The sequence below is a fragment of the Fischerella sp. JS2 genome (genome assembly GCF_032393985.1).
In the GTDB taxonomy this organism is placed as follows: domain Bacteria; phylum Cyanobacteriota; class Cyanobacteriia; order Cyanobacteriales; family Nostocaceae; genus Fischerella.
Map to the genome: position 1 here is coordinate 4,230,660 of NZ_CP135918.1, position 24,272 is coordinate 4,254,931.

The following is a 24,272-nucleotide window of genomic DNA, read 5'->3' on the forward strand; positions in this document are numbered from 1 at the left end:
TGTAGGCACGAACTATTGTACGCTGTTATGTTTCCCTTTTCCCAGGAATAAACTTTTGTTTACTTAATTCGTTGCTCGTACTCCCCTAAACGTGTTCTTTATTTAAGGGAGTGGTGAGCCAAACACTTCATTGCACACCACGTAATTTGTAACTTGTTTCACAATATATCAAGAATGTAATAAGTTATTCTTTGGAAGTTTTTAACTTTTATATTTAAATTTCTTATTAAAGAATAATTTCAACTTTAGATTACAGATACTTTACACAAAGACATAATCAATTATATAAAGCAAGATCCAAGCTCTCAGTGGCGATTTTTCAAACTAATAGCGATCGCTGATAACTGATCACTGATAACTGTTCATGCCATTGGGGAACACTGAACTTATCCTTAAGCCTTTCGGTGTGAAGCGATGGAAACTGTTCCCAAAAAAAATGCGATCGCCCTATTGTTTGGCAAACGTGGTGGTTTAGTCATCAGTTCTATCTTGCTAGGGTTAGTAGTCCTGCCAATTTTGGATACTGTAGTGCTAGCAAATCCAGCAGAAAATAATAATACTCCCACGCCCAAAATCCTAAATGTTGATCCATCTGAATTAACTCCCTCTTATCCAGCTAGCGCCCCACCAGGACGAGTAGATCCCTTACCAGATGAACGAAATTTAATCGAAAACGTCCAAGAAACTGATTATCGAGTGAGTGCATTGCAAGCAGATTATACTGGCAATCTCTGGGTAGCGTCTTGGCGAGGATTATCACGAATAGACCCCAATACTGGCAAAATCTTAGCTCGCGTTAGTTTACCAAATGTTGCGATTTCTGCTTTAGCCCAAGATAAAGTCGGGCGCTTGTGGGTAGGAACTTATGAAGGATTAAAGCGAGTTGATCCTCGTAGTAACGAAATTACAGCCCAAAATTTATTTTTGCCTTCCAAGAGAGTTTTATCTTTGTTAGTTGACAAGCGGGGTTATTTGTGGACAGGAACAGATAATGGCTTATCGCTAATTAGTCCCGATCAAGGATTGATTATGACCACGTTAAAAAAATTACCTGGTGTCAGTGCTAACGCCCTAACTTTAGATGTAGAAGGTCAACTCTGGGTAGGAACACTGGATGGAGTAGTCAGAGTTAATACCGCTAGTGCTTTGATCATGAAGCGAATTGACAATTTACCAGGTACGACCGTACAAGCTTTAGCTACTAGCCCAGATGGATTAATTTGGGCGGGGATGCCAAATAATTTGCTAGTAATTAACCCAAAAACTGGTGCTGTACTCAGATCAGTTACTCGTCTAAGAGGACATGATGTCAAATCAATACGTTTTGCTAAAGATGGTAGTGTGTGGGTCGGTACAAACAATGGTTTGCTACGATTGAATCCAAACACTGGTGCTGTGCTAGATGAAGTTCCTGGTCTTCCTTCTAGTCGTGTACTTGCCCTTACCCCTGATGTTGGTAATAAATTGTGGATTGGTACTAGCGAAGGTCTAGCTTGGCTAATGCCAAAAATGACAACTGCAAAACCCCATCTTGCTTTTACTCGTGCTGTGAAGTGAAGTTTTGTTAGTAGTTGGTAGTTGATAGTTGTTTGTTTCACGTTTGTTTCACAACTACCAACCATCAACCAACAATCAACAACCAACAATCATCAACAACCAAAATGGCAATCACAACCCGACAATTAATTCAATACAAACAACAAGGACGTCCAATTGTGGCGTTGACTGCTTGGGATTATGCGATCGCCCAACTTTTAGATGCAGCTGGTATAGATTTAATCTTGGTGGGCGATTCTATGTCAGTAGTGTTGGGGTATGATACAACACTACCACTCACTTTAGAAGAAACACTACACCATGCCAAAGCTGTACGGCGTGGGGTGAAACATGCTTTGATGGTCGTAGATTTACCATTTTTGACGTATCAAGAAAGCATTCGGCAAGCGATGCACTCTGCTGGACTGGCACTAAAACAAGCAGGAGGGCAAGCTGTTAAACTAGAGGGCGGTTATCCAGCAATGGTAGAAACTATTGCTCGTCTAGTGCAAGCGGGTATTCCGGTGATGGGTCATGTCGGTTTAACACCGCAATCCGTCCATCAAATTGGTTTGCGCCAACAAGGGAAGACACAAACACACAGACAGAGAATTTTACAAGAAGCGATCGCTCTTGAACAAGCAGGTGTGTTCTCTATAGTCTTAGAGCATATCCCTAGTGATTTAGCATTGGAAATTACAGACAAACTCAGTATTCCTACGATTGGAATTGGTGCGGGGTCACATTGTGACGGGCAAGTACTAGTCACTTCTGATGTACTTGGTCTTTCGGAAAAACAGCCACCATTTGCGAAGGCGTATGCAAATTTACGTGAGACGATAACTAAAGCTGTACTGGATTATAGCTTTGAAGTTAGAGAGCAGAAGTTTCCAGAACAATAAAAAGTTTAATACCGCTACGCAGAAGTTAAAAGTCAAAAGACAAAAAGCTTTTTCCGCCACGCTGTAGTACATGAGTTCGATAAATATTATTTCAGACTAAGCAACTAATACCAATTCAAATAATGTGCGACAGATAACCCCACCCGCCTAACCCCACCCTCCCCTTTCTAAGGGGAGGGTTGGGGTGGGGTCTTATATAATCCATGTGTTGTATTCTTTTTTCAGATTGGTATAACTTGCCTGCAAATAAACTTGCGCTAATATAGCAATCCTATTGTGAAAATCAAGAGGGCCAGATCCCCGACTTTTCAAAAAAATCGGGGATCTTGTTGTTCACGAATGACTTAGGACTGCTATAGTCCAAGTCTACTTCAAGTAGACTTGTTATCGATGCGTCTGATTGTCTGGTGAACCAATCTAAAATCTAATATCGAAAATCAACGTATTTGGGATTAATGCAAAACTGCGGTTCAGACTCTAGCAGAAGTAACTTTTTCCGCCGCTTTTGATTCTTCAAAATATTCAAATAGTTATCAGCGTAGCGAAAAGCAGATGCACAATCGTAACTAGCAATGGCTATAGCTTGTAAGACAACCTTAGTAGGAGTTTCAAATCCCGAAAATTTTTGGATTAAATTCAATAAATCCTTATCAGTTGCAGGTAAAGTAGTCTCTTTTACCTGTTCTGGCTCATCAAAGCTATCTTCAACCAAGGGTTTGGACATTTAGCACCTCCCCAAAAGCGTAAGATGCAAATCCTGTGATGAAATTTAGCTGCTGCTCACGAGATTGCAAGTTTTCTGGGAGTTCGGTAGTGGAAAATCCTATTTCCCTTAAAATTTCCAAACAATAAGCACTAAGTTCTTGGTATGAAGCTCTTTCCCATTCTAGAGCTACCTCTTTTGCCATCTCCAGATTGACTCGGATTACCGTCGTTACAGGGTTTGTCATACTATTTACCCTAAAAAACTGGATAATTGCAGTTTCGATCAGAACCGCAAATTTGCGTAACAGTGTTTTTGCTGAATTTATCAGAAGAGGAAATTAGAGAACCGTGTAATTACGGAAAAGCTGGTAGAGCGATCGCTTACTATAATCTCATCACTTCCAGTCTTTTCGTCAAGATAGAATACCTAAACCCTACTACGGCTATAGAGAAGTAGCCAATGAGTATCAAAACTCGTAAAGAAGCTTGAATACCTAAGCAATACTAGAGAAGCCTGGACTAGACTAGAAACGTTGAGTCACAATGAAAGGAAATATATGGTGAGCGATCGCGACTACACCTTAATCATCGATAAAAGCGGTAGCATGTCAACTCCCGATCAAGTCGGTGGTAGAAGTAGATGGGAAATTGCTCAAGAATCTACCCTTGCTTTAGCAAGAAAATGTGAGCAATTTGACTCTGATGGAATCACAGTCTACGTATTTTCCGGTAGATTTAAACGCTACGATGATGTTACTTCTGCCAAGGTAGCGCAGATATTTTTGGAAAATGATCCAGCTGGCACAACAAATTTAGCTGGTGTACTTCAAGACGCTATTAATAATTACTTTCAACGTAAAGCAGCAGGTAAAACCAAAGCGAATGGTGAAACAATTTTAGTGATTACTGATGGTGAACCAGATGATCGCAAAGCTGTATTTGAAGTCATTATTAGTGCAACTCGCCAGATGGAAAGGGATGAAGAATTAGGAATTTCGATCATTCAGGTGGGTTCTGACGCGCAAGCAACCAAATTTTTGAAAGCTTTAGATGATCAAATGCAAAGTGTCGGTGCAAAGTTTGATATCTGCGACACAATTACCCTTAATGACATGGAAGACATGAGTCTTGCAGATGTTTTGATGAATGCGGTAACTGATTAATAATTTGTTGGTTGTTGATTGTTGGTTGTAACAATTAACCACTAACTACTAACCACTATCCACTAACTAATAACTGGAGAACAAAAAAATGTTGGAAAATCGTGACTATACTTTGATTATTGATAAAAGCGGTAGTATGGCTACACCGGATCAAAAAGGTGGTAGAAGCAGATGGCTAGCTGCACAAGAGTCTACTTTTGCTTTAGCAAGCAAATGCGAACAACTTGATCCTGATGGTATTACTGTTTATTTGTTTTCTGGTAGATTCAAGCGCTACGAAAATGTGACCTCAAGTAAAGTATCACAAATATTCCAAGAAAATGATCCAGCTGGCACAACTGATTTAGCAGCAGTATTAAAACACGCCACTGATAATTATTTTGAACGGAAATCAGCTGCTCAGACTAAATCAAATGGCGAAACAATCTTAGTTGTTACTGATGGTGAGCCAGATGACCGCAAAGCTGTTATGAAGGTTATTATTGAAGCTTCTCGGCGTATGGACAAAGATGAAGAATTAGCTATTTCTTTTATTCAAGTGGGCAAAGATCCTCATGCAACCCGTTTTCTCAAAGTGTTAGATGATGAATTACAAACTGCTGGTGCAAAGTTTGATATTTGTGACACGATGACAATGGATGATATGGAAGATATGAGTTTATCTGAAGTCCTCCTAAATGCTATTAACGATTAACTACTAATCATCAATATTCAAAATAAACGTCCAAATGCCAATTTCTGCACCTACTGGATGGATTGTAGTAAATCTTCAATTGTTATTCAAGGAGTAAACCCGAACAAAAAACATTAGTGCTTAGTGCATTATTTAATCGGTGTCTATCGGTGTTTCGCCTCCTCTGTTCCTGTAAAACAGAGGGAATAGTAAAGAAAAATTTTATTGATTGTGATTCTGCGATCGCTTGTCAAGCATAATTGATTTTACATAACAAAATAACTAAATATTTAGTATTTTAACTGATATAAAAATCATATTGCAAATGCAGTAAATCAGGGGTTAAATAACATGGACTCTATTGATAAACTATTGGCGGAACTGCAAGCTGAATATCAGCAAAACAACCATGAACAGCCTAAGCAACAGCCAAGCATAGCAACACCAAATATTCATCCACAATTCCCAAAATCAGCATCTTTAATAGATAAATTATTAGAAGAAGTCAAGAGCGATTTTGAAGAACTAGATCAAGCAGAAAAAATAAGAATACAGCAAGAATTAGAACAAGAACGGATTAGACAAGAACAAATTAAAGCTAAGCAAAGAGAGGCTTTAAAACAATATGCCAAAGATTGGCTTGCTAAACTAGATCCTTTCTCGCCAGAGGGACTATGGTTTGAAAGATTTGCCGAAAGATATTCGTCAAAATTAGAAGCAGCTATAGATTATTTACAAGCTAATGAGGAAAGTTAGTAGATAGTGGTTAGTGGTTAGTAGTTAGTAGTTATTGGTTATTGGTAGAAGTAACTATCAACAAACAACCAACAACAAACAACAATTATTTAGTAATTTTACCGTAGTGCTGAACAGCCCAATCATGCATAGCATAGAGAATTGGTTTGAGACTCTCCCCTAGAGGTGTCAGTGAATATTCCACCTTGGGCGGAATTTGGGGATAAACCTGACGATGAATAATCCCATCTTCTTCCATTTCTCTGAGTTGCTGCGTCAGCATTTTTTGTGTAATTCCAGGTAAAGCTCGTTGTAATTCACCAAAGCGCTTTACTCCCAACATTAATTCTCTAATAATCAATACTTTCCAACGTCCACCAATTACCTTCAGCGTAGTTTCCACTTCACACGTCAGTCTGTTGGAATTTTCGGCTTCAGCTTTCATAGTTTGTTGGGAGTTAGGGAAGATGAATTTTTATGCTTTTTTATTTTACCCATTTGACACCCTCCCATGACTTCCAGTCGTCGGATTACCAAACCTCTTAATCACCTAACTATTAATTTCTAATAATCCAGGTGGTGGTGTAATTTCAATCCTGCCAGCTTCTAAGTCTACTGTTGGTGCGATCGCTTTCACAAAGGGTATCAAAACGGTTTTTTGTTGTTGGTGTAATTTTACTTCTAGTAAATCATTACCAGCAGCAATCACATCAACCACTATACCGATAAGTTTGCCAGATTCCTGCATAAAAACTGACAAACCAATTAAATCCAATACATGATATTCATCCTCTCCCAACTGTGGGCGATCGCTAGCACAAACCAATAACTTACAACCGCGCAAATCCTCTGCTTGATTGCGATCATCCACACCAGCCAACTTAATTACATATAAATTTTTGCCTTGAATTATACGTCCTGACAGTAATTCTACTACTTGCGGTTCTATCTCTCCTGCACGTAATAACCAACGCTTTCCTGGAACCTCAAACCGTTCCGGAAAATCCGAATCAGGATAAACTCGCATTTCCCCACGTAAACCCTGAGGTGCAACAATCGTACCAATTTCTATCCAATTTTCTAATTGAGGAGTGACAGAAGTAGACATAGAAGCATAGGAAGATGAAGAGTCGGATTTTTTTCTATCTCCTTTTGTCTTTTTCCCCTTTTGTTTCATACTCTTCGTGTTCTTTGCGTCTTCGTGGTTCATTCAAATTAAACACTAACAGGCGATCACTTGTACACTTAGCCTTATACAGTTATCAGTTAACAATTCTATACATTAGGTTTAATTCCTCAAGACTTTAAGACTTATCAATAGAATTATGGAAAATCTTAAAGAAATCATCGCCAATTACTCCAATAAAGACTTAGAACAGCGAAAAATTTGGTATTCACCAGCAGCAGAAGCTTATAACAAAACCAGACCCCGCTATCCCCAAAATTTGATTCGTCAGGTTGTGGAGATTGCTCAACTCTCCTCAAATTCAAAAATTCTGGAGGTGGGGTGTGGCCCTGCAACTGCAACAGTTGCGTTTGCTCAATTGGGTTGTTCAATCCTTAGTTTAGAACCCAACACAGATTTTTATCAGTTAGCCCAACAAAATTGTCAACAGTATCCCAATGTAGAGATTCACAACACATCCTTTGAAGAATGGATGCTAGAGATTGAAAAGTTTAATGCTGTTTTAGCTGCGAGTTCTTTTCATTGGATACCTGCGGAAGTTGGATATCCGAAAGCAGCAAAAGCTCTTAAAGAAAACGGCTACCTAATTTTATTGTGGAACAAAGAGCTTCAGCCCTGCTATAGGGTTTACCAACGCCTATCCGAAGTTTATCAAATTCACGCTCCATCCCTGAATCGATATGAAGACAGAAAAACTCAAGAAGACATCTTGAGAGGGTTAGGGCAAATGATCACAGATTCTGGACAATTTAAAGACTTGGTAGCCGGAAACGTTGAAACTGAAGTCACCTATACAGTTGATGAATATTTGACACTTTTGCATACTTACTCACCGTACCTCAAGCTAGAGCCACGAAGTAAAGAGGCATTATTTACAGGCTTGCGGGATAGAATAGAGCATGAATTTGGTGGAAGTGTTCATCTATCATATATTTCTGCTTTTCACATTGCTCAAAAATGTTAGTAAAACGCGATCGCTTAACTTAGACTTTTTACTAAAAATTTACAAATAAATTCATATCATACGTCCTGCAATACACTCAGATCAGCTGATTGAGCAAGCAAAACAGGAGAGCAATATGGAAGTTAAAGCAGCAGTAGCTTACGAACCTGGTAAACCTTTGACTATTGAAACTGTGCAACTAGAAGGCCCCAAAGCTGGGGAAGTGATGGTAGAAATCAAAGCCAGTGGAGTTTGCCATACAGATGCTTACACTCTTTCGGGCAAAGATCCGGAAGGGTTATTTCCAACAATTTTAGGACACGAAGGCGCTGGTATTGTTGTTGAAGTGGGAGAAGGCGTTACCAGTGTCAAACCAGGAGATCATGTTATTCCCTTGTATACCCCTGAATGTCGTCAGTGTGAATACTGTCTTAGCTTCAAAACCAATCTTTGTCAAGCCATTCGTGCTACTCAGGGGCGGGGTGTAATGCCTGATGGTACAAGTCGCTTCCGTGTTGATAATAAGATGATTCATCATTATATGGGTACATCTACCTTTGCTAACTATACTGTGCTACCAGAAATAGCCGTTGCAAAAATCCGTGAAGATGCGCCTTTTGATAAAGTTTGCTACATCGGCTGCGGCGTCACAACAGGTATTGGTGCAGTTATCAATACAGCAAAAGTAGAACCAGGAGCAAATGTAGTAGTTTTTGGCTTGGGTGGTATTGGTTTGAACGTCGTCCAAGCAGCGCGGATGGTGGGAGCAAATATGATTGTGGGGGTAGATATAAACCCTAATAGACGTGCCCTTGCAGAAAAATTTGGGATGACGCATTTTGTTAACCCCAAGGAAGTAGAGGGAGATTTAGTTGCTTACTTAGTAGATTTAACCAAAGGTGGTGCTGACTACAGTTTTGAATGTATTGGCAATGTACAAGTCATGCGCCAAGCATTGGAATGCTGTCATAAAGGTTGGGGTGTGAGTGTAATTATTGGTGTTGCTGGTGCAGGTGAAGAAATTAGCACCCGTCCGTTTCAACTTGTAACTGGACGTATTTGGAAAGGCACAGCCTTCGGTGGCGCTAGGGGACGCACAGATGTACCGAAAATAGTTGATTGGTACATGGAAGGTAAAATCAACATTGATGATTTGATTACCCATGTAATGCCAGTTGAAGAGATTAACAATGCTTTTTATTTAATGCACAAAGGTGAATCAATTCGCTCTGTAGTCACGTTTTAAATCAATATTACTTACTGCGGGACTGTTACTGGTAGGAATAGGGATTGGGGATTAACCTAACGGCAAACCCATAATTCATCGGTGTACTCTGCGGGAAGCCGCCTGTAAGGGCGTCTACATCTGTGTGCATCTGTGTTCGTTCAATTTTTCATTCCTTCATTATGGAATTTTACCGTGATAGCTGTCTTAAAAGTTAAGCGATCGCACGCCAAGATCAAGTGCATCAGTTTTGGCATTTCTTGGGCAGATACTCAGCTTAATTCTCAAGCCCTACTGCCTCTATTTATAATGCTTTCATTTGACCGCTAATCTGGAATACTTGCACTTCTCATTGATTATACTGAGAGTAATTAAGCGATAATAAGCTTATCTGCCCATAAAAGCACAGTTATGACCTGCTGCCTTAATCTAGCTTGCCACAACCCGCCAAATCCTGATATTACAAAGTTTTGCTCTAGCTGCCGGACAGGACTAGTAGTGCTGAGAACCGTTATCGCCCCATAAAATCATTAGGTGGCGGCGGATTTGGTAAAACTTATTTGGCAGAAGATATTGACAAATTAAACGAAAAGTGCATCAAAAAGCAATTTACACCGCAAGTCCAGGGAGTACCAGGACTGCAAAAGGCGACGGAACTATTTGAGCAAGAAGCTAGAAGACTGCAATAGTTAGGGGAGCATCCGCAAATTCCTACGCTATTAGCTTATTTTGAGCAAGATAATCGCCTGTATTTGGTGCAACAGTTTATTAATGGACAGAATTTATTCAAAGAATTACAACAGCAGGAATGTTCAACGAGCAGAAAGTCAAAGAATTATTGCTCGATTTGTTAGATATTCTGAAGACGGTTCATCAACAGAAAGTCATTCACCGCGATATCAAGCCAGAAAATATCATTCGTCACAGTGATGGGAAATTAGTACTCATTGACTTTGGTGCATCCAAGCAACTGACAGCCACAGTGATGACTAACCCAGGAACTGCGATCGGTTCCTTTGGTTATGCACCACCCGAACAAATGCAGGGAGGTGAAGTTTACCCAGCCAGTGATTTATATAGTCTCGGTGCAACTTGCTTTCACCTGTTGAGTGGAATTCACCCTTGGGAATTGTGGAAACGACAAGGTTATGGTTGGGTTGCGAGTTGGCGAGAACATTTGCAGCAAGGCGTGAGTCAGAATTTGGGGTGTGTGCTAGATAAATTGTTGCAAGAAGAATACCAGCAGCGTTATCAATCGGCGACAGGAGTTTTACAAGATTTAAATCCACTACCGCCACCACCTTCAGTACCCCTAACCCAGCCAGTAATTCTAACTCTAGCATCACCCTCACCTTCTCCACAGCCTTATTCCGTCGCTATCAGCCCAGATGGTAAAACCCTTGTTAGTGGCAGTTGGGACAAAACCATCAAATTATGGAATCTGGCAACAGGGAAAGAAATTAGCACCCTCATTGGTCATTCCAGCACGGTTAATTCCGTTGCTATTAGCCCAGATGGCAAAACCCTTGCCAGTGGTAGTGGGGGTGGGGACTTCACAATCAAATTCTGGAATCTGTCAACAGGAGAAGAAATTAGTACTCTCCATTCTGGCAGTGTTAAGTCTCTCGCCATAAGTTCAGATGGCAAGATGCTTGTTAGCTACTCAAGTGAGCGGACATGGAAAGATGATAGGTATCGTGACGAAATTATCAAAATTTGGCAGATCAAGAAGTAGTGCTGAGTAACGTAGGGTGTGTGACGGCAGCGATCAAATTCAAAGCATCACCAATAGATTCAATTTGCCGTGTTATGGGATATATATTGTTTTACTCAATTGTCACATAAACAAATCATAAGCCTTACATTGCTACAAAAACCTCAGCGTGAAAACTGACAGTATTTTCTATCACCTATTTCAAGAATTTCCCAGCATCTTCTTTGAACTGATTGGTAATTCTCCCGAAACCGCAAATTTATATCAATTCTCCTCCGTTGAAATCAAGCAAACAGCCTTCAGAATTGATGGTGTATTTCTTCCTACTCAAGACGAAGAAAGCCCGATTTATTTCGTCGAAGTTCAATTCCAGCCCGACTCAGACATTTACTTGCGCCTTGTTTCAGAATTACTTTTATATTTGCGGCAAAATAAATCTAAAAATTCTTGGCGAGGAGTGGTGATTTATCCCAGTAGAAGTATAGATATTGGTGATAGAGAACATTTCATTGAATTCTTCCTCAGCCAGCGCATCAGTAGAATTTATATAGATAAATTGGGTGAAGTTGCATCACTTCCGATAGGTATTGCTACCATCAAATTAGTCATTGAAAATGAAGATACAGCAATTACCACTGCAAGAGACTTAATCAGCCGCGCCAAGCAAGCGGTTAATTTCCAACAGCAGCAATTACTAGAATTAATAGAGACAATCTTGGTTTATAAGTTTCCTAAGATGAGTGGAGAGGAGATAGAGGCTATGTTTGGGTTAAGTGAGTTGAAGCAAACGCGAGTTTATCAACAAAACAAGCAAGAGAAGAAGGTGAACAAGAAGGTAAACAAAAAGCAAAATTAGAAGCTGTATCTAGACTATTAGCATTGGGTTTGGTTTATCCGTAGAACAGATAGCACAGGCGTTAGATTTAGATATTACACAAGTGCAGCAAGTAGCACACCAAACGCCACCAAATCCATAGACATCTTGCAAAAGTTGGGGAAAATGTCTAACCGAACGAGTTTACCCTTTACCCTGATGTAGCTGGTTTCGTGTATTTTGCCACCAAACTGCCTAGTAGTGGTAAATCTACCGGTTTAGAAATATATTCATTTACTCCTGCTGTTAGGCAAATTTCGCGATCGCCTTTCATCGCCATTGCAGTTTGCACAATTATAGGGATGCTTTGATACTGCTGATGTTCTCGCAATTGTTGTACTATTGCTAAACCATTCTCATTTAGTAATTTAATATCCAATAAAATTACTGCTGGCTTTTGCTTGTCTAAGATTTTCCACATTTGCTCACCATTATTTGCCAAATTGATCTGATAACCTAATTTTTCCAGATAAATTTGCATTAATTGAGCATTATGTGAGTCGTCTTCTACCAATAAAATATTTGTGGAATCGTTATTTATGGAAAGTGGTTGAGAAGGTCTAGATCTATCTTCACTTTTCGCATCTTCCCCACCTCCCCCCACTTCTTCCTCACTCTCCCCTTCCTCCTGCTTGAGGGGTAGTACAATCGTAAAATGGGAACCACAACCTAGCTCTGATTCTACTTCTACGCTACCACCATGAAGTTCAGCAAGTTTTCGAGTCACCACCAATCCTAAACCAGTGCCTTCGTTTGGACTAACTACACTGTTAGAAATTTGAAAATAAGGTTGAAAAAGTTCTGCTTGGTGTTTTTTAGAGATGCCAGTTCCAGTATCCCAAACTGTAAAATATATCCAAGCATTGTTGGGTTTAACTTGTAAACCAACAGTGCCATGAGTGGTGAATTTCAAGGCGTTAAACAACAAGTTCAGCAGCATTTGCTTGAGTCGCAAGGAATCAGCTAATAAGGTATTAACGTTAGGATCTAATTCGAGTGATAGTTTTAAACCTTTATTAGCGGCTTTTTCTTTCACTAGAATTAAAACGTTGCGACACAATGTTTGCAAATCAACTTTTTCCCATTGCATTTCCAATTGATTGGCTTCAATTTTGGACAGATCCAAAATATCGTTAATCAAAGCCAACAAGTGCTTACTACTAGATTGAATAATGCTTAAGTACTCTTGATGACGTTCTTTAGAGGGGTCGTAGCCTTGGGCTAGAAGCAGGTGGGTAAAACCAGTAATTGAACTGAGAGGAGTGCGGATTTCGTGACTGGTATTTGCTAAAAACTGATTTTTTAGTTGATTAGTACGTTCTAGTTCCTGATTGATCGTTTCTAAGTGTTGGCAGTGTTGCTGCAAAGATTGTATTTTCCGGAGTTGGGTGATGGTAGTCACGCATTGCTGGGTAGCGCGTGTCAGCAGTTGTGATGTGATTTGCACACAAGTGTCTTTAAATGAATTGCCATCAGACTCTACAGGTGTTCTGATAATTATTAACCAGCCAATAACGCCATCGATATCATTGGCTAACTGCCAAGCACTAGGCGGTTCTTGCTGTGCAAGCAATTGCAAATCATCAATGTCTATTTCTTCTGCTAATCTCAAACGAAGTTTTTTTTTCTTTTTCACCATCCCTTTTAGCACTAGTGATGGTAATTTTTGGGGTGGAGAAGTAGGAATAAAGCAAACTTTGCCAACAGTTTGTTGTGGTTCTACAAGTGCGATCGCCACTTTACTATTATTCAAAACGCTGTTTAGCTCATTAACCACTGTTTGAAAAATTTCTGCTTCACCCGACCCTGTTTGTTGATTGCTAGTAAAATTCATAAGGCAATCATTCAGGCGATTTTGCAACCGATTCAAGCTGCGTTCCAGCCACAACTCAGCCCGCAGTTGTTGGATAGTTGTCAAAACTGTTGGTGTTGCATCTACTTGTGAGTTTTGTTCTGGTAAGCTTGAATACTGCTGCATGGTCAACTAGACCGCTTAAGAAGTTTAATTTTGCACAAAAGTGCAAATAGGATGCTATGTATATTAACGCACTCCTCTTTTTATATTTATAAACTAAAACTGGAAATGTCGAGTTTAAAAGCAATACAAAAGTTTTTGGATGAAATTTTTATATGAATGCACAACTAGTTCAATTAGTAGTCAATGGGATTTCGGTAGGAAGTATTATCGCTTTGGGCGCAGTCGGACTTACTCTCACTTATGGAATTTTACGGTTATCTAATTTTGCTCATGGTGACTTTCTCACTCTCGGTGCTTATTTAACACTGCTTGTCAATTCCACGGGCATAAATATTTGGTTGTCAATGATACTAGCAGCAGTAGGGACTGTTGTTGCCATGCTGCTGTCAGAAAAATTACTGTGGTCAAGAATGCGATCAATTCGGGCTACTTCTACCACCTTCATTATTATTTCCATCGGACTTGCTCTATTCCTTCGCAATGGCATTATCTTCTTCTGGGGTGGTAGTAATCAAAAATACAATGTACCAGTTGCTCCAGCCTTGGACTTTTGGGGAATAAAGATACCTCAAGTCAAGCTGTTAGTGGTTGTCTTAGCAATATTAGTCATTTTAGTTCTACATTACCTCCTACAAAATACAAAAATCGGTAAAGCAATGCGAGCTGTTGCTGATGATATTGATCTAGCGCGAGTATCTGGTATTAATGTTGACCAAGTTGTCTTGTGGACTTGGGTGATAGCAGGTAGCTTAACTTCTTTGGGCGGAAGTATGTTAGGTCTAAGTGAAGCTGTACGTCCTAACATGGGTTGGTTTTTAATACTACCCTTATTTGCTTCAGTAATTTTGGGCGGAATTGGTAATCCTTACGGTGCGATCGCCGCAGCTTTTATTATTGGCATTGTTCAAGAAGTCAGCACACCTCTGCTTGGTTCACAGTATAAACAAGGGGTAGCTCTGTTAATTATGATTTTAGTGCTACTCATTCGCCCCAAAGGTTTATTTAAAGGCACAATTTGATCTGGGGATTGGAGATTAGGGAGACAAGGGGGGACAAGGAGGACAAGGAAGCATTTTTTCTCCCTTATCTCCTCTGTCTACCTTGTCCTTCTCCCAGATCTCCATTCCCAGTTTCTGATTCAGATCAGAAGTTTACCCGCTTCACTATTCAATAATGTGGAAGTAATAGGCAGCCACAAGGAAGTTAATAGCTAACAAGAGCAAAGCCCAACCTGTACGAAATGTGTAAGGGGGTTTAGCTGTTGTTGATTTAGCTACGGGTAAATCTGCTGTAGTATCTGCTTTTGCCATAAAATGAACTCCTAACTTAAGGACTTCTTCAGAAATACCAAACAGATGTCCCAATTCGCCACTTTCGTTAAAAATATTTTCGTGATTTTGGGTAGCAAGTGGGAGGATGGGGAGATGGGGAGATGGGGAGATGGGGTGATCGAGAAGTGGAGGGAGTGTGAGGAGTGGGGGAAGTGTGTAGACGAGGCAGTGCGGTGGACTCTTCTCCCGGCATAAAGCACGTGGCGTCATCTGCCGTGCGCTCATAGGCTTCCCGTAGGGTGGATTGGGGAAGTATGAGAAATATAAAAAGTCTTTTCTCCTCACACCCCTCACACCCCTCACACCCCTTACACTCTCCCTACACTTCTTCCCCAGCATGATAAGAACTGCGAACTAGAGGGCCGGAACGGACGTGGCTAAACCCCATTTCTTTGGCGATCGCACCTAATTCGTCAAATTCTGCTGGTGTCCAGTATTTTTGCACTGGTAAATGTTCTAATGAAGGACGCATATACTGACCAATTGTCAGGCGATCGCATCCGACTTGACGCAGATCTGCCATAGTTTTGATGACTTCTTGGATAGTTTCTCCATGTCCCAACATTAAACCGGATTTGGTGGGGATGGTGGGGTCGATTTCTTTAACAATTTGTAAAACTAAAAGTGAGCGATCGTACTTTGCGCCTCGACGCACAGGCCCAGTTAACCGTTGCACTGTCTCGATATTATGGTTATAACAAGCTGGTTTAGCATTAGCGATCGCAGCTATACGTTGCCATTCTCCATAAAAATCTGGAGTCAACACCTCAATTTGAGTCTCTGGGTTCAGTTGGCGAATCTCTTCCATTGTCTTCACAAACCAACCAGCACCCTGATCCGATAAATCATCACGGGCTACAGAAGTCAGCACCACATAACGTAATCCCAAAATTTGTACAGCTTCTGCCACCTTTTTCGGTTCTTCTGGATCTAAAGGCATAGGTGCATGTCCTTTATCTACTTGACAAAAAGCACAAGACCTCGTGCAAGTTGACCCCATGAGTAAAAAAGTTGCAGTTTTTTGGGCGTAACACTCTCCTCGATTCGGACAACGTCCTTCTTCACAAATCGTGTGAATCTGGCGCTGCTTGATAATACGTTGTACCGTCGAGAGTTCACTAGCTTTGCCAATTGGGCGACGCAACCACGTTGGCATAGCAGCAATTTCAGACTTATTGTTTGTTTTAGCCTTCATCCTTTATCCTTCATCCTTCTTTATCACCATGACATAAATTACAGTCAACAAAAGCCGAAGTTTGTTAAAACACTTTCATATATCAAAGATTCTCCAGGAAAATACTATCCCCCAATCAAGATAAATATTGAGTATAGTGGGAGAATTCAAGAGCCGTAAGGCAGTAAAAACCGTATCAAAACCTAAAGTTTCTGTTAGAGCAAGCAGTCGTGACAAGTAACAAAGTTCTAGTTATCGATGACACTACAGTTGTCCGGGTAAAAGTACGAGAAATGTTGCCTCCAGGCAACTTTGATGTATTGGAAGCAAAAGACGGCGTAGAAGGACTTAATCTAATCCGTCAAGAAAAATTCAGCTTAATAATGTTAGATTTCCTGTTACCAAAAATGAGTGGTTGGGAAGTTTTTCAGCAGATTCAATCCCAACCCGACCTCAGGAAAATTCCTTTGGTGATCATGTCTGGTCGCAAGGAAGAGGTTACAGAGAAAATCTCAGAACCTTTTGAAAATTTTGAATTTCTCGGTAAGCCTTTTGACCAAAAGCAACTCATTGGCGCAATTAAGTCAGCCATGACAAAAGCTAAACAGCCACGCCAAGAATCTGCACCAGTAGCCGCATCTATTACTGAGAACAGTTCCACACCAACTTCCGATGCAGGCATTACTTTCTCAGCTAATGAGATTCAAGCATTGAATGAAAAAATAGTCAAAATGCAAGCGGAAATAGATGCTTTGAAGAAACAATTAGCTCAGGTTGTAACCTTTATAAAACAGAAAATCAAGTAGTATTAATTGAAATTTTATGCTCACAACTAGAGCTACTAGCCTGCTAAAGCAGGCTTTTTTGTTGGAATAATTATTATTTCTATAATTTCACATAATCAATGTATGAATTTACTTATATATTGCACAAAATATCCACGATTTGATGAAAGAAGGTGATAGCAGTAATCGACCAGTGGGAATACTAAATTCATGGACACCATAATGAGACTTGGCTAGAAGAATGTTATTACCATTAGATAGAATTGTTCCCTTTCCTGGCTATTGCATTACTGAGCAAATCTACTTGGGTAGTAGAACTATTGTTTATCGGGGTATCAGAGAGCAAGACCAACAACCTGTGATCATCAAATTGATGCGGAATGAATACCCCAGCCTTAATGAATTGGCCCAATTTCGCAATCAGTATACAATTACCAAAAAACTTGATTTTCCAGGCATAGTTAAAACTTATAGCTTAGAAAATTGCCATAATGGCTATGCTATAGTCATGGAAGATTTTGGTGGTATTTCACTTCAACAATGGCTAGACAAAAAAAGCGTAGAAATCCCTGGAGTTGGAGAGATAAATAAATTTGAATTACCCGTTACTGATTTTCTTGACATTAGTATTCAAATTGTTTCTATCCTTGACCAACTGCATCGTCAACGTGTCATTCACAAAGATATCAAACCCGCTAATATTTTGATCAAACCCACTACAAAAGAGATCAAAATAATTGACTTCAGTATCGCTTCCCTTCTACCAAGAGAGATTCAATGTCTCACTAATCCCAATGTTTTAGAAGGTACTTTATCCTACATTTCACCAGAACAAACTGGACGAATGAATCGGGGGATTGACTACCGCACTGACTTTTATTCCCTTGGCGTCACTTTCTTTGAACTTCTCACAGGACATTTACCCTTCACCGCCACTGACTCAATGGAGTTAGTTTACTCTCACATTGCCAAAGAAGCACCAAAAGCTAGCCAAGTTAATTCTAGGATTCCACCAATCTTGTCTGAGATCATCAGCAAGCTAATGGCAAAAAATGCTGAAGATCGCTATCAGAGTGCCTTAGGTTTAAAGCACGACTTAGAGATATGCAAACAACAGTTACAAGAAACTGGTAAGATTGATGCATTTGAGTTAGCAACTCGGGATATCTCAGACCGTTTTCTTATTCCTGAAAAACTTTATGGTCGTCAACGAGAAGTAGAAACTTTACTGGCTGCTTTTGAACGCCTTACTAATCCCCTTATAAATGAATTAAGGGGAACCGAAATGATATTAGTCGTTGGTGATCCTGGTGTCGGTAAAACTGCTGTAGTCAACGAAGTTCACAAACCCATTGCCCGTCAGCACAGCTACTTCATTAGAGGAAAATTTGACCAGTTTCAACGCGATATTCCTTTTGCTGGGTGGGTAGAAGCTTTTTGTGATTTAATCAGGCAACTATTGTTAGAATCTGATGCTGAAATTCAACTATGGAAAGCCAAGATTTTAGCAGCTTTGGGTGATCAAGCTCAAGTCATTATTAACGTTATTCCTCAACTAGAGCAAATAACTGGTAAGCAACCTCCAGTTGATGAACTGTCTAGCAATGCTGCTGAAAATCGTTTTAATTTATTATTCCAAAGATTTATCCAGGTTTTTACCAGCAAAGAGCATCCTTTGGTTATATTTTTAGACGACTTGCAATGGGCAGATGCTACTTCTTTAAAATTTATCCAATTACTGACAACTTCAATTCAGTCTCCTCTATTGTATTCTACTAAATCGGAGGATACACGAGAATATGAGGTGGAAGAAATAGGTACTAATGAAGGAAATATATTACTAATTGGTGCATATCGAGACAATGAAGTCTCTAGAACACATCCACTTTATTTGACACTCAATGAAATCGAAGAAATTAGAGGTACTATTAATAGTATAACACTAAAATCATTAAGTCAGAGTGATTTAAATCACTTGATTGCTGACACTCTTCACTGTCCAGAAGCGATCGCTATTCCTCTAACTCAAATGGTGTTTGCAAAAACTAAGGGAAATCCATTCTTTACTAATCAGTTTCTTAAGATTTTATATGCAGAACAACTAATTAAATTTCATTTTGATGTTGGTTATTGGCAATATAATTTGTCAGAGATCATGAAGTTATCGCTTACAGACGACGTTGTGAAATTTATGGCTATGCAACTAGAAAAGTTGCCGAAGCATACTCAAGAAGTCCTGAAACTAGCAGCGTGTATTGGCAATCAATTTGATTTGAAAACACTATCAATTGTGTATGAAAAGAATACAATAGATACTGCCTCAGATTTGTGGACAGCTTTACACGAAGGATTAATTATTCCTGAAAATGATGACTACAAGTTATTTCTTGAAGAAAGTAATCGGTCGTTGATAATAGGTAATGATAAGCAATCAACTGAATTATCAATTACCAACTTTCAATCACCAAAATATAAATTTGTCCATGACCGGGTTCAGCAAGCTGCTTATTCACTAATTCCTAAAGACAAGAAAAAATCAATTCATCTTAAAATTGGAAAGCTGTTATTGAAAAAATTTCCAATTCAAGATTGGGAAGAAAATATTTTTGCTCTGGTCAATCAGTTAAATATAGCGATAGATTTAATGACCAACCAGGTAGAAACTGATGAACTAGCTGCAATGAATTTACTTGCCGGACGTAGAGCTTTAGCATCAACAGCTTATACAACAGCAATTAAATATTTAACTACTGGTATTGAACTATTGAAAGAGGATAGCTGGGAGAGACAATACGACCTGACTTTATCTTTATATGAAACAGCAGCAGAAGCGGCATACCTGGCTGGTAATTTTGAACAAATGGAGCAATTAGTCCAGATAGTTTTAGCACAAGCTAAAACACTGCTGGAAAAAGTGAAAGTTTATGAAGTAATTATTAAAGCTTATGGAGCGCAGAACCAAGCACTAAAAGCAGTCAAAACTGCGCTCGTAGTTCTCAAACAGCTAGGAGTAGAATTTCCTGAGAATCCTACCCAGTCTGAGGTACAGCTAGCAATGGCAGAAATAACATCAAAATTAAATGGGAGATACATTGAGGACTTAATTAACTTGCCAGAAATGACGCAAGCCCAACCATTAGCGGTTATGCGTATTCTATTAACTGCAAGTAGCTATGCCTATCTATCTGCTCCTGAATTGTATCCACTGATTTGTTTTCAACAAATCCATTTATCTCTGAAATATGGCAATACTTCATTTTCTGCTTATGTATATGTTAATTACGGCTTATTCCTCTGTGGGGTAGTTGGAGATATTGAATCTGGCTATCAATTTGGCAATTTAGGTGCAAATGTGTTGACTAAGTTCAATGATAAAGAAGTCAAAGCCAAAAGCATAGGGTCATTTAATATAATTCTCAGACATTGGAAAGAACACGCTAGGAAAATATTAAAACCTGTATTGGCAGCTTACTTCATTGGACTAGAAACTGGAGATTTAGAATATAGTGCCTATTCTTTAAATGCTTATTGCTACTGTTCATATTTTATAGGTAAAGAACTGCTAGAACTAAAGCAGGAGATAGAAAACTACAGCAAGGCTATAGCTCAAATCAATCAAAAAACAGTATTTCACTGGAATGAAATTTCTCGGCAGAGTGTTTTAAATTTATTAGAGAGTAGAGAAAATCCCTGTCATTTAAGTGGTGAATCGTATGATGAGAAAAATATGTTACCGATTCACCTGCAAAATAATGATGTCATGGGACTTCTATTTTTATTTTTCAATAAACTGTATCTTTGTTATCTATTTCAGGAATTTCATCAAGGTGTTGAAAATGCCAATCTAGCAGAAAATTATTTACAGGGTGGAATAGGACAGTTAGTTTTTCCTCTTTTCCATTTTTATGATTCATTGGTACGATTGGCTGTGTATTCAGATGCAACTATTTCTGAACAACAATGTATTCTTGATAGAATACAAGCTAATCAGAACAAAATGCAGAAATGGGCACATTATGCCCCAATGAATTATCTGCACAAATATTATTTAGTAGAAGCAGAGCGTCATCGGGTTTTAGGTAAATATCTTGAAGCAATTGACTCTTATGAGCGTGCTATTGCTCTTGCCAAAGAAAATGAATACATCAATGAAGAAGCTCTTGCTAACGAACTTGCCGCTAGGTTCTATCTTGAATGGGGCAAACATAAGATAGCCCAAACTTACCTTACTGATGCATATTATTGTTATTTGCGCTGGGGTGCAAAAGCCAAAGTTGACGATTTGGCAAAACGTTATCCCCAATTACTTGCTCCTATTCTCCAGCAAGGTAAACTAAGTCCATATACCAGTGAAAAAAGTACTCTTTCTCATCACACAACTTTATCTACCCAAAGCAGTCACCAAACTTTAATTAGCTCTCGCACAAGTATTTCTGACTCTTTAGATTTGACTGCCGTGATTAGAGCCTCACAAGCACTTTCTGGAGAAATTGAACTAAATCAATTGTTATCTACTTTAATGAAAGTAGTGATGGAAAATGCAGGAGCTTCTAAATGCGCTTTCATGCTAAATCCAGGTGATGATTTGGACTTAAGCGTTACTGCTATAAGTTCCAATTCCACTTTAGCATCTACTTATACAGAATTTCCTGCAATTAGCCTTTCTTGTAGCTATGAACTTCCAATTAATTTGATTAATTATGTCAAACGTACAAAGGAAATCTTTGTTGTTGATGATGCCAAATTAGAAGAATTGATTGCAAATGATCGCTACATTCTTCGTGAGCGACCCAAGAGTTTATTATGTATTCCGATTATCAACCAGGGAAAACTTATTGGGATATTGTATCTAGAAAATAATCTGACTACAGGAGCGTTTACACGCGATCGCCTAGAACTTCTGCAAGTAATTACGACCCAAGCGGCAATCTCTCTCGAGAATGCTATTCTATACAAGGATTTGGCACAAGCAAAAGAACGTTTGGAGGAATATAGCCATACTTTAGAAGAGAAAGTTGACCGCAGAACACAGGAACTCAACGAGAATAATCAACGCTTAAAAGAAGCAATAGTGGATTTGCAAAACGCCCAAACGCAACTTATTCAAAGTGAAAAAATGTCTAGTTTGGGACAAATGGTAGCGGGAATTGCCCATGAAATCAATAACCCCATCAACTTTATTCATGGCAATATTACTCATGCACAAGAGTATGTGCAAGATTTATTAGAGTTGATTGCTATTTATCAGCATGAATTTCCTAATCCCTCTGCTCAAGTTATAGAAAAGTCTGAAGAAATAGATCTAGATTTCTTAGTACAAGACTTACCAAAAGTTTTGGATTCTATGAAGGTTGGAACATCGCGTATCCGCAATATTGTTTTGGGTTTACGCAACTTCTCGCGCTTAGATGAAGCTGATATGAAGCCTGTAGATATTCATGAGGGCATCAACAATACTTTGATGATTTTGCAACACAAACTTAAAGCAAATAATGATCGTCCTGAGATACAGGTCATTAAAGAATATGGAGAATTACCAGAAGTGACTTGTTATGCTGGTCAGCTAAATCAGGTGTTTATGAATATTTTGTCTAATGCGATCGATGCATTGGATGAGGGGAATAAAGAGCATCATCAATTTCCAATCCCTCTGATTCGCATCTGTACTGAAGTCATCAACGACAAATTTGTGAGGATTAAGATTGCTGATAATGGTCATGGTATTAATGCAGAGGTGCAACAAAAAATTTTTGACCCCTTTTTTACTACTAAACCAGTTGGAAATGGTACGGGGTTGGGATTGTCAATTAGCTATCAAATTGTTGTAGACAAACACAAGGGTAAGTTAATCTGTAATTCTAAGCTAGGAGAGGGGACTGAGTTTGTAATTGAGATTCCGATGCAACAGTGAACAAGTATCAGACAACGGTACAAGTGTAGTTTTGGGACTCTTGCTGGCTACGCTCTCCTGTAATTATCATCTTGACTCCATTAGCAGGCCCAAGCGCAACACCTCGACGCTGAAGTTTTTCAGGTCGCTTATCCACCAGTTCAAGTTGATAGCGTGACAGAATTGTTGCTAATACTAGCTTCATTTCAAACATAGCCAAAGCCTGACCAATACAGCCACGGGCACCACCACCAAATGGTATAAACTCATAGGGAGAAAATTGCCGTTCCAGAAAACGCTCTGGCTTAAACTTTTTGGATTGTGGATATATATCCTCACGGTGATGAGTTAAATAAATTGAGGGAATTACTACAGTGCCAGGCTCTAATCGATGTCCTAGTAATTCCACTGTTTCCCGTACCATTCTGGGTGGTGTAAATGGCACAACAGGGGTAATTCGCAATGTTTCATTACAGATAGCAGTCAAATAGGGAAGTTGGAAAATTCTCATAGGGTCTGGAGAATTTCCAAGGGTATTAAGTTCCTTTTTAAGTTTCTCATGGACTTCCGGTAAATGATGAATCCAATACAATGCCCAAGCCATTGACGTTGCTGTCGTTTCATGTCCAGCAAACACTAGAGTCATTAACTCATCACGTAGCTCCCAATTGGTCATCGATTGACCGTTTTCATCACGCGCAGATATCAACAATGAGAGTATATCGATGCGTTCAAGACTCGCTTGGTCACGACGTTCAGCAATTTCAGCGTACACTAATTCATCCATTCGCTGTCTTTGGTGCAGAAACTTTCCCCAGGGACTCCAAGTTCCTACATCTTTTTGTAGGAAAGAAAAAAGAAAGAAGCTAGAATTCAAGGGGGATCGAAATATATCTAAAAGCAATGGCATTAGATATTGGATTTTTTGGTAACGTTCTCCCTCATTTAAGCCAAAAACAACCTTTAAGATGACTTGTAGGGAGATATTCTGCATTACAGTGTGAGCCGAGAATGGCTGATTTTGTGGCAACTGACTCAAGATTTGTTCAGCTATATTGCAGATTAGCTGACCGTAAGCTCGTATCCGTTCTCCATGAAAGGAGGGCATTAGAAGTTGTCGCCGACGTTTGTGGCTATTACTGTCTAGCGACAATAATGAGTTTTCTCCAAGCAAAGGTTGCATAATCCTGTTTAGTTCGCCAGCAGCAACAAACTTCTTTCTATCATTCGTGAAAATTTCTTGTATGGCTTGGGGATGAGCAATGAATACAACAGTATCTCCAAAACCAACTATTTGAGCAGTAAAAATATCAGGATATTGCTGAGCTGCTCTCTCGAAATATTTTACAGGATCAATAGCCCAATGAAGCTTTTGCAGAAAAGAGGGAATTGAAAGACGATTGGGTAATTGCATATGAATTTTTATCCCGAAATAAATTATACAATTACTCATGTATC

General features: G+C 39.3%; 19 protein-coding genes and 2 pseudogenes. 13 read left to right on the forward strand and 8 right to left on the reverse strand.

Annotated features, from left to right (window positions below; translation table 11 throughout):
- The first annotated feature begins 414 nt into the window (after positions 1 to 414).
- Both RS893_RS17965 and panB read left to right on the forward strand, forming a co-directional pair.
- Complete coding sequence (locus tag RS893_RS17965) at positions 415 to 1,557, forward strand: ligand-binding sensor domain-containing protein (RefSeq protein WP_315786338.1); 1,143 nt, start codon at positions 415 to 417, stop codon at positions 1,555 to 1,557.
- Positions 1,558 to 1,661: 104 nt separating this feature from the next.
- Positions 1,662 to 2,438, forward strand: coding sequence for a 3-methyl-2-oxobutanoate hydroxymethyltransferase (gene panB / locus RS893_RS17970; protein WP_315786340.1), 777 nt, complete (start codon positions 1,662 to 1,664; stop codon positions 2,436 to 2,438).
- A 424-nt stretch (positions 2,439 to 2,862) separates the two neighbouring features.
- Here panB and RS893_RS17975 read toward each other — a convergent pair whose 3' ends face one another.
- Entirely contained in the window at positions 2,863 to 3,162 is a 300-nt protein-coding gene (locus RS893_RS17975; RefSeq protein WP_315786342.1) for a hypothetical protein, read from the reverse strand.
- A complete protein-coding gene (locus RS893_RS17980; protein ID WP_315786345.1) occupies positions 3,143 to 3,388 on the reverse strand; it encodes a hypothetical protein in 246 nt (81 codons plus the stop codon). Before RS893_RS17980 ends, RS893_RS17975 begins: the two co-directional genes overlap by 20 nt.
- A 26-nt stretch (positions 3,389 to 3,414) precedes the next feature.
- On the opposite strand from RS893_RS17980, the gene RS893_RS17985 reads away from it, so the two are divergent.
- The 4 genes from RS893_RS17985 to RS893_RS18000 all read left to right on the forward strand — a co-directional run bounded on the left by RS893_RS17985 (position 3,415) and on the right by RS893_RS18000 (position 5,735).
- Positions 3,415 to 3,600, forward strand: coding sequence for a hypothetical protein (locus tag RS893_RS17985; RefSeq protein ID WP_315786348.1), 186 nt, complete (start codon positions 3,415 to 3,417; stop codon positions 3,598 to 3,600).
- Positions 3,601 to 3,700: 100 nt separating this feature from the next.
- A complete protein-coding gene (locus RS893_RS17990; protein ID WP_315786351.1) occupies positions 3,701 to 4,306 on the forward strand; it encodes a VWA domain-containing protein in 606 nt (201 codons plus the stop codon).
- Between the two features lie 88 nt (positions 4,307 to 4,394).
- Positions 4,395 to 5,000 carry a VWA domain-containing protein gene (locus RS893_RS17995; protein ID WP_315786353.1) on the forward strand — a complete coding sequence of 202 codons (606 nt, stop codon included), beginning with the start codon at positions 4,395 to 4,397 and terminating at the stop codon, positions 4,998 to 5,000.
- A 330-nt stretch (positions 5,001 to 5,330) separates the two neighbouring features.
- Positions 5,331 to 5,735, forward strand: coding sequence for a salt stress protein, Slr1339 family (locus RS893_RS18000; RefSeq protein ID WP_315786356.1), 405 nt, complete (start codon positions 5,331 to 5,333; stop codon positions 5,733 to 5,735).
- Between the two features lie 85 nt (positions 5,736 to 5,820).
- Here the strand turns inward: RS893_RS18000 and RS893_RS18005 are convergent, their stop codons facing one another.
- Positions 5,821 to 6,159: a helix-turn-helix domain-containing protein gene (locus RS893_RS18005; protein WP_315786358.1), complete on the reverse strand. Its 339-nt coding sequence runs from the start codon at positions 6,157 to 6,159 to the stop codon at positions 5,821 to 5,823.
- 105 nt (positions 6,160 to 6,264) lie between these two features.
- On the reverse strand, positions 6,265 to 6,891 hold the full coding sequence (rimM, locus tag RS893_RS18010; RefSeq protein WP_396336371.1) for a ribosome maturation factor RimM: 627 nt from the start codon (positions 6,889 to 6,891) through the stop codon (positions 6,265 to 6,267).
- 148 nt (positions 6,892 to 7,039) lie between these two features.
- On the opposite strand from rimM, the gene RS893_RS18015 reads away from it, so the two are divergent.
- From RS893_RS18015 to RS893_RS18030, 4 genes and pseudogenes are all read left to right on the forward strand, one after another.
- Positions 7,040 to 7,864: a class I SAM-dependent methyltransferase gene (locus RS893_RS18015; protein WP_315786364.1), complete on the forward strand. Its 825-nt coding sequence runs from the start codon at positions 7,040 to 7,042 to the stop codon at positions 7,862 to 7,864.
- A 115-nt stretch (positions 7,865 to 7,979) separates the two neighbouring features.
- Complete coding sequence (locus tag RS893_RS18020) at positions 7,980 to 9,089, forward strand: S-(hydroxymethyl)glutathione dehydrogenase/class III alcohol dehydrogenase (protein WP_315786367.1); 1,110 nt, start codon at positions 7,980 to 7,982, stop codon at positions 9,087 to 9,089.
- A 390-nt stretch (positions 9,090 to 9,479) separates the two neighbouring features.
- Positions 9,480 to 10,803: pseudogene (locus RS893_RS18025) on the forward strand (protein kinase domain-containing protein).
- Positions 10,804 to 10,951: 148 nt separating this feature from the next.
- Positions 10,952 to 11,759, forward strand: a pseudogene (locus tag RS893_RS18030) (Rpn family recombination-promoting nuclease/putative transposase).
- A gap of 48 nt (positions 11,760 to 11,807) precedes the next feature.
- Here RS893_RS18030 and hrmK read toward each other — a convergent pair.
- Positions 11,808 to 13,634 (reverse strand): hybrid histidine kinase/response regulator HrmK, encoded by a 1,827-nt coding sequence (hrmK, locus tag RS893_RS18035; RefSeq protein ID WP_315786369.1) that lies wholly within the window; start codon positions 13,632 to 13,634, stop codon positions 11,808 to 11,810.
- Between the two features lie 152 nt (positions 13,635 to 13,786).
- Between hrmK and RS893_RS18040 the strand changes: the two genes are divergently transcribed.
- On the forward strand, positions 13,787 to 14,653 hold the full coding sequence (locus tag RS893_RS18040) for a branched-chain amino acid ABC transporter permease (RefSeq protein WP_315786372.1): 867 nt from the start codon (positions 13,787 to 13,789) through the stop codon (positions 14,651 to 14,653).
- Positions 14,654 to 14,797: 144 nt separating this feature from the next.
- Here the strand turns inward: RS893_RS18040 and RS893_RS18045 are convergent, their stop codons facing one another.
- Both RS893_RS18045 and lipA read right to left on the reverse strand, forming a co-directional pair.
- Positions 14,798 to 14,944, reverse strand: coding sequence for a photosystem I protein PsaX (locus tag RS893_RS18045; RefSeq protein WP_026086226.1), 147 nt, complete (start codon positions 14,942 to 14,944; stop codon positions 14,798 to 14,800).
- Between the two features lie 340 nt (positions 14,945 to 15,284).
- Positions 15,285 to 16,160, reverse strand: a complete 876-nt coding sequence (gene lipA / locus RS893_RS18050) for a lipoyl synthase (RefSeq protein ID WP_315786375.1) — start codon at positions 16,158 to 16,160, stop codon at positions 15,285 to 15,287.
- Positions 16,161 to 16,369: 209 nt separating this feature from the next.
- Between lipA and RS893_RS18055 the strand changes: the two genes are divergently transcribed.
- Together RS893_RS18055 and RS893_RS18060 are read left to right on the forward strand one after the other, a co-directional pair.
- Positions 16,370 to 16,945 carry a response regulator gene (locus tag RS893_RS18055; protein ID WP_315786377.1) on the forward strand — a complete coding sequence of 192 codons (576 nt, stop codon included), beginning with the start codon at positions 16,370 to 16,372 and terminating at the stop codon, positions 16,943 to 16,945.
- 220 nt (positions 16,946 to 17,165) lie between these two features.
- Positions 17,166 to 22,835 (forward strand): ATP-binding sensor histidine kinase, encoded by a 5,670-nt coding sequence (locus RS893_RS18060; protein WP_315786380.1) that lies wholly within the window; start codon positions 17,166 to 17,168, stop codon positions 22,833 to 22,835.
- A 7-nt stretch (positions 22,836 to 22,842) separates the two neighbouring features.
- Here RS893_RS18060 and RS893_RS18065 read toward each other — a convergent pair whose 3' ends face one another.
- Positions 22,843 to 24,228, reverse strand: coding sequence for a cytochrome P450 (locus RS893_RS18065; RefSeq protein ID WP_315786383.1), 1,386 nt, complete (start codon positions 24,226 to 24,228; stop codon positions 22,843 to 22,845).
- Positions 24,229 to 24,272: the final 44 nt, after the last annotated feature.

Bases quoted from the DNA above. Each gene is read 5' to 3' on its own strand.
- RS893_RS17965 (WP_315786338.1), top strand. From the start codon at position 415: ATGGAAACTGTTCCCAAAAAAAATGCGATCGCCCTATTGTTTGGCAAA.
- rimM (WP_396336371.1), bottom strand. From the start codon at position 6,891: ATGAAACAAAAGGGGAAAAAGACAAAAGGAGATAGAAAAAAATCCGAC.
- RS893_RS18000 (WP_315786356.1), top strand. From the start codon at position 5,331: ATGGACTCTATTGATAAACTATTGGCGGAACTGCAAGCTGAATATCAG.
- panB (WP_315786340.1), top strand. From the start codon at position 1,662: ATGGCAATCACAACCCGACAATTAATTCAATACAAACAACAAGGACGT.
- RS893_RS18040 (WP_315786372.1), top strand. From the start codon at position 13,787: ATGAATGCACAACTAGTTCAATTAGTAGTCAATGGGATTTCGGTAGGA.
- RS893_RS18005 (WP_315786358.1), bottom strand. From the start codon at position 6,159: ATGAAAGCTGAAGCCGAAAATTCCAACAGACTGACGTGTGAAGTGGAA.
- hrmK (WP_315786369.1), bottom strand. From the start codon at position 13,634: ATGCAGCAGTATTCAAGCTTACCAGAACAAAACTCACAAGTAGATGCA.
- RS893_RS18060 (WP_315786380.1), top strand. From the start codon at position 17,166: ATGTTATTACCATTAGATAGAATTGTTCCCTTTCCTGGCTATTGCATT.
- RS893_RS18045 (WP_026086226.1), bottom strand. From the start codon at position 14,944: ATGGCAAAAGCAGATACTACAGCAGATTTACCCGTAGCTAAATCAACA.
- RS893_RS17980 (WP_315786345.1), bottom strand. From the start codon at position 3,388: ATGACAAACCCTGTAACGACGGTAATCCGAGTCAATCTGGAGATGGCA.
- lipA (WP_315786375.1), bottom strand. From the start codon at position 16,160: ATGAAGGCTAAAACAAACAATAAGTCTGAAATTGCTGCTATGCCAACG.
- RS893_RS18020 (WP_315786367.1), top strand. From the start codon at position 7,980: ATGGAAGTTAAAGCAGCAGTAGCTTACGAACCTGGTAAACCTTTGACT.
- RS893_RS17975 (WP_315786342.1), bottom strand. From the start codon at position 3,162: ATGTCCAAACCCTTGGTTGAAGATAGCTTTGATGAGCCAGAACAGGTA.
- RS893_RS18065 (WP_315786383.1), bottom strand. From the start codon at position 24,228: ATGCAATTACCCAATCGTCTTTCAATTCCCTCTTTTCTGCAAAAGCTT.
- RS893_RS17995 (WP_315786353.1), top strand. From the start codon at position 4,395: ATGTTGGAAAATCGTGACTATACTTTGATTATTGATAAAAGCGGTAGT.
- RS893_RS17990 (WP_315786351.1), top strand. From the start codon at position 3,701: ATGGTGAGCGATCGCGACTACACCTTAATCATCGATAAAAGCGGTAGC.
- RS893_RS18015 (WP_315786364.1), top strand. From the start codon at position 7,040: ATGGAAAATCTTAAAGAAATCATCGCCAATTACTCCAATAAAGACTTA.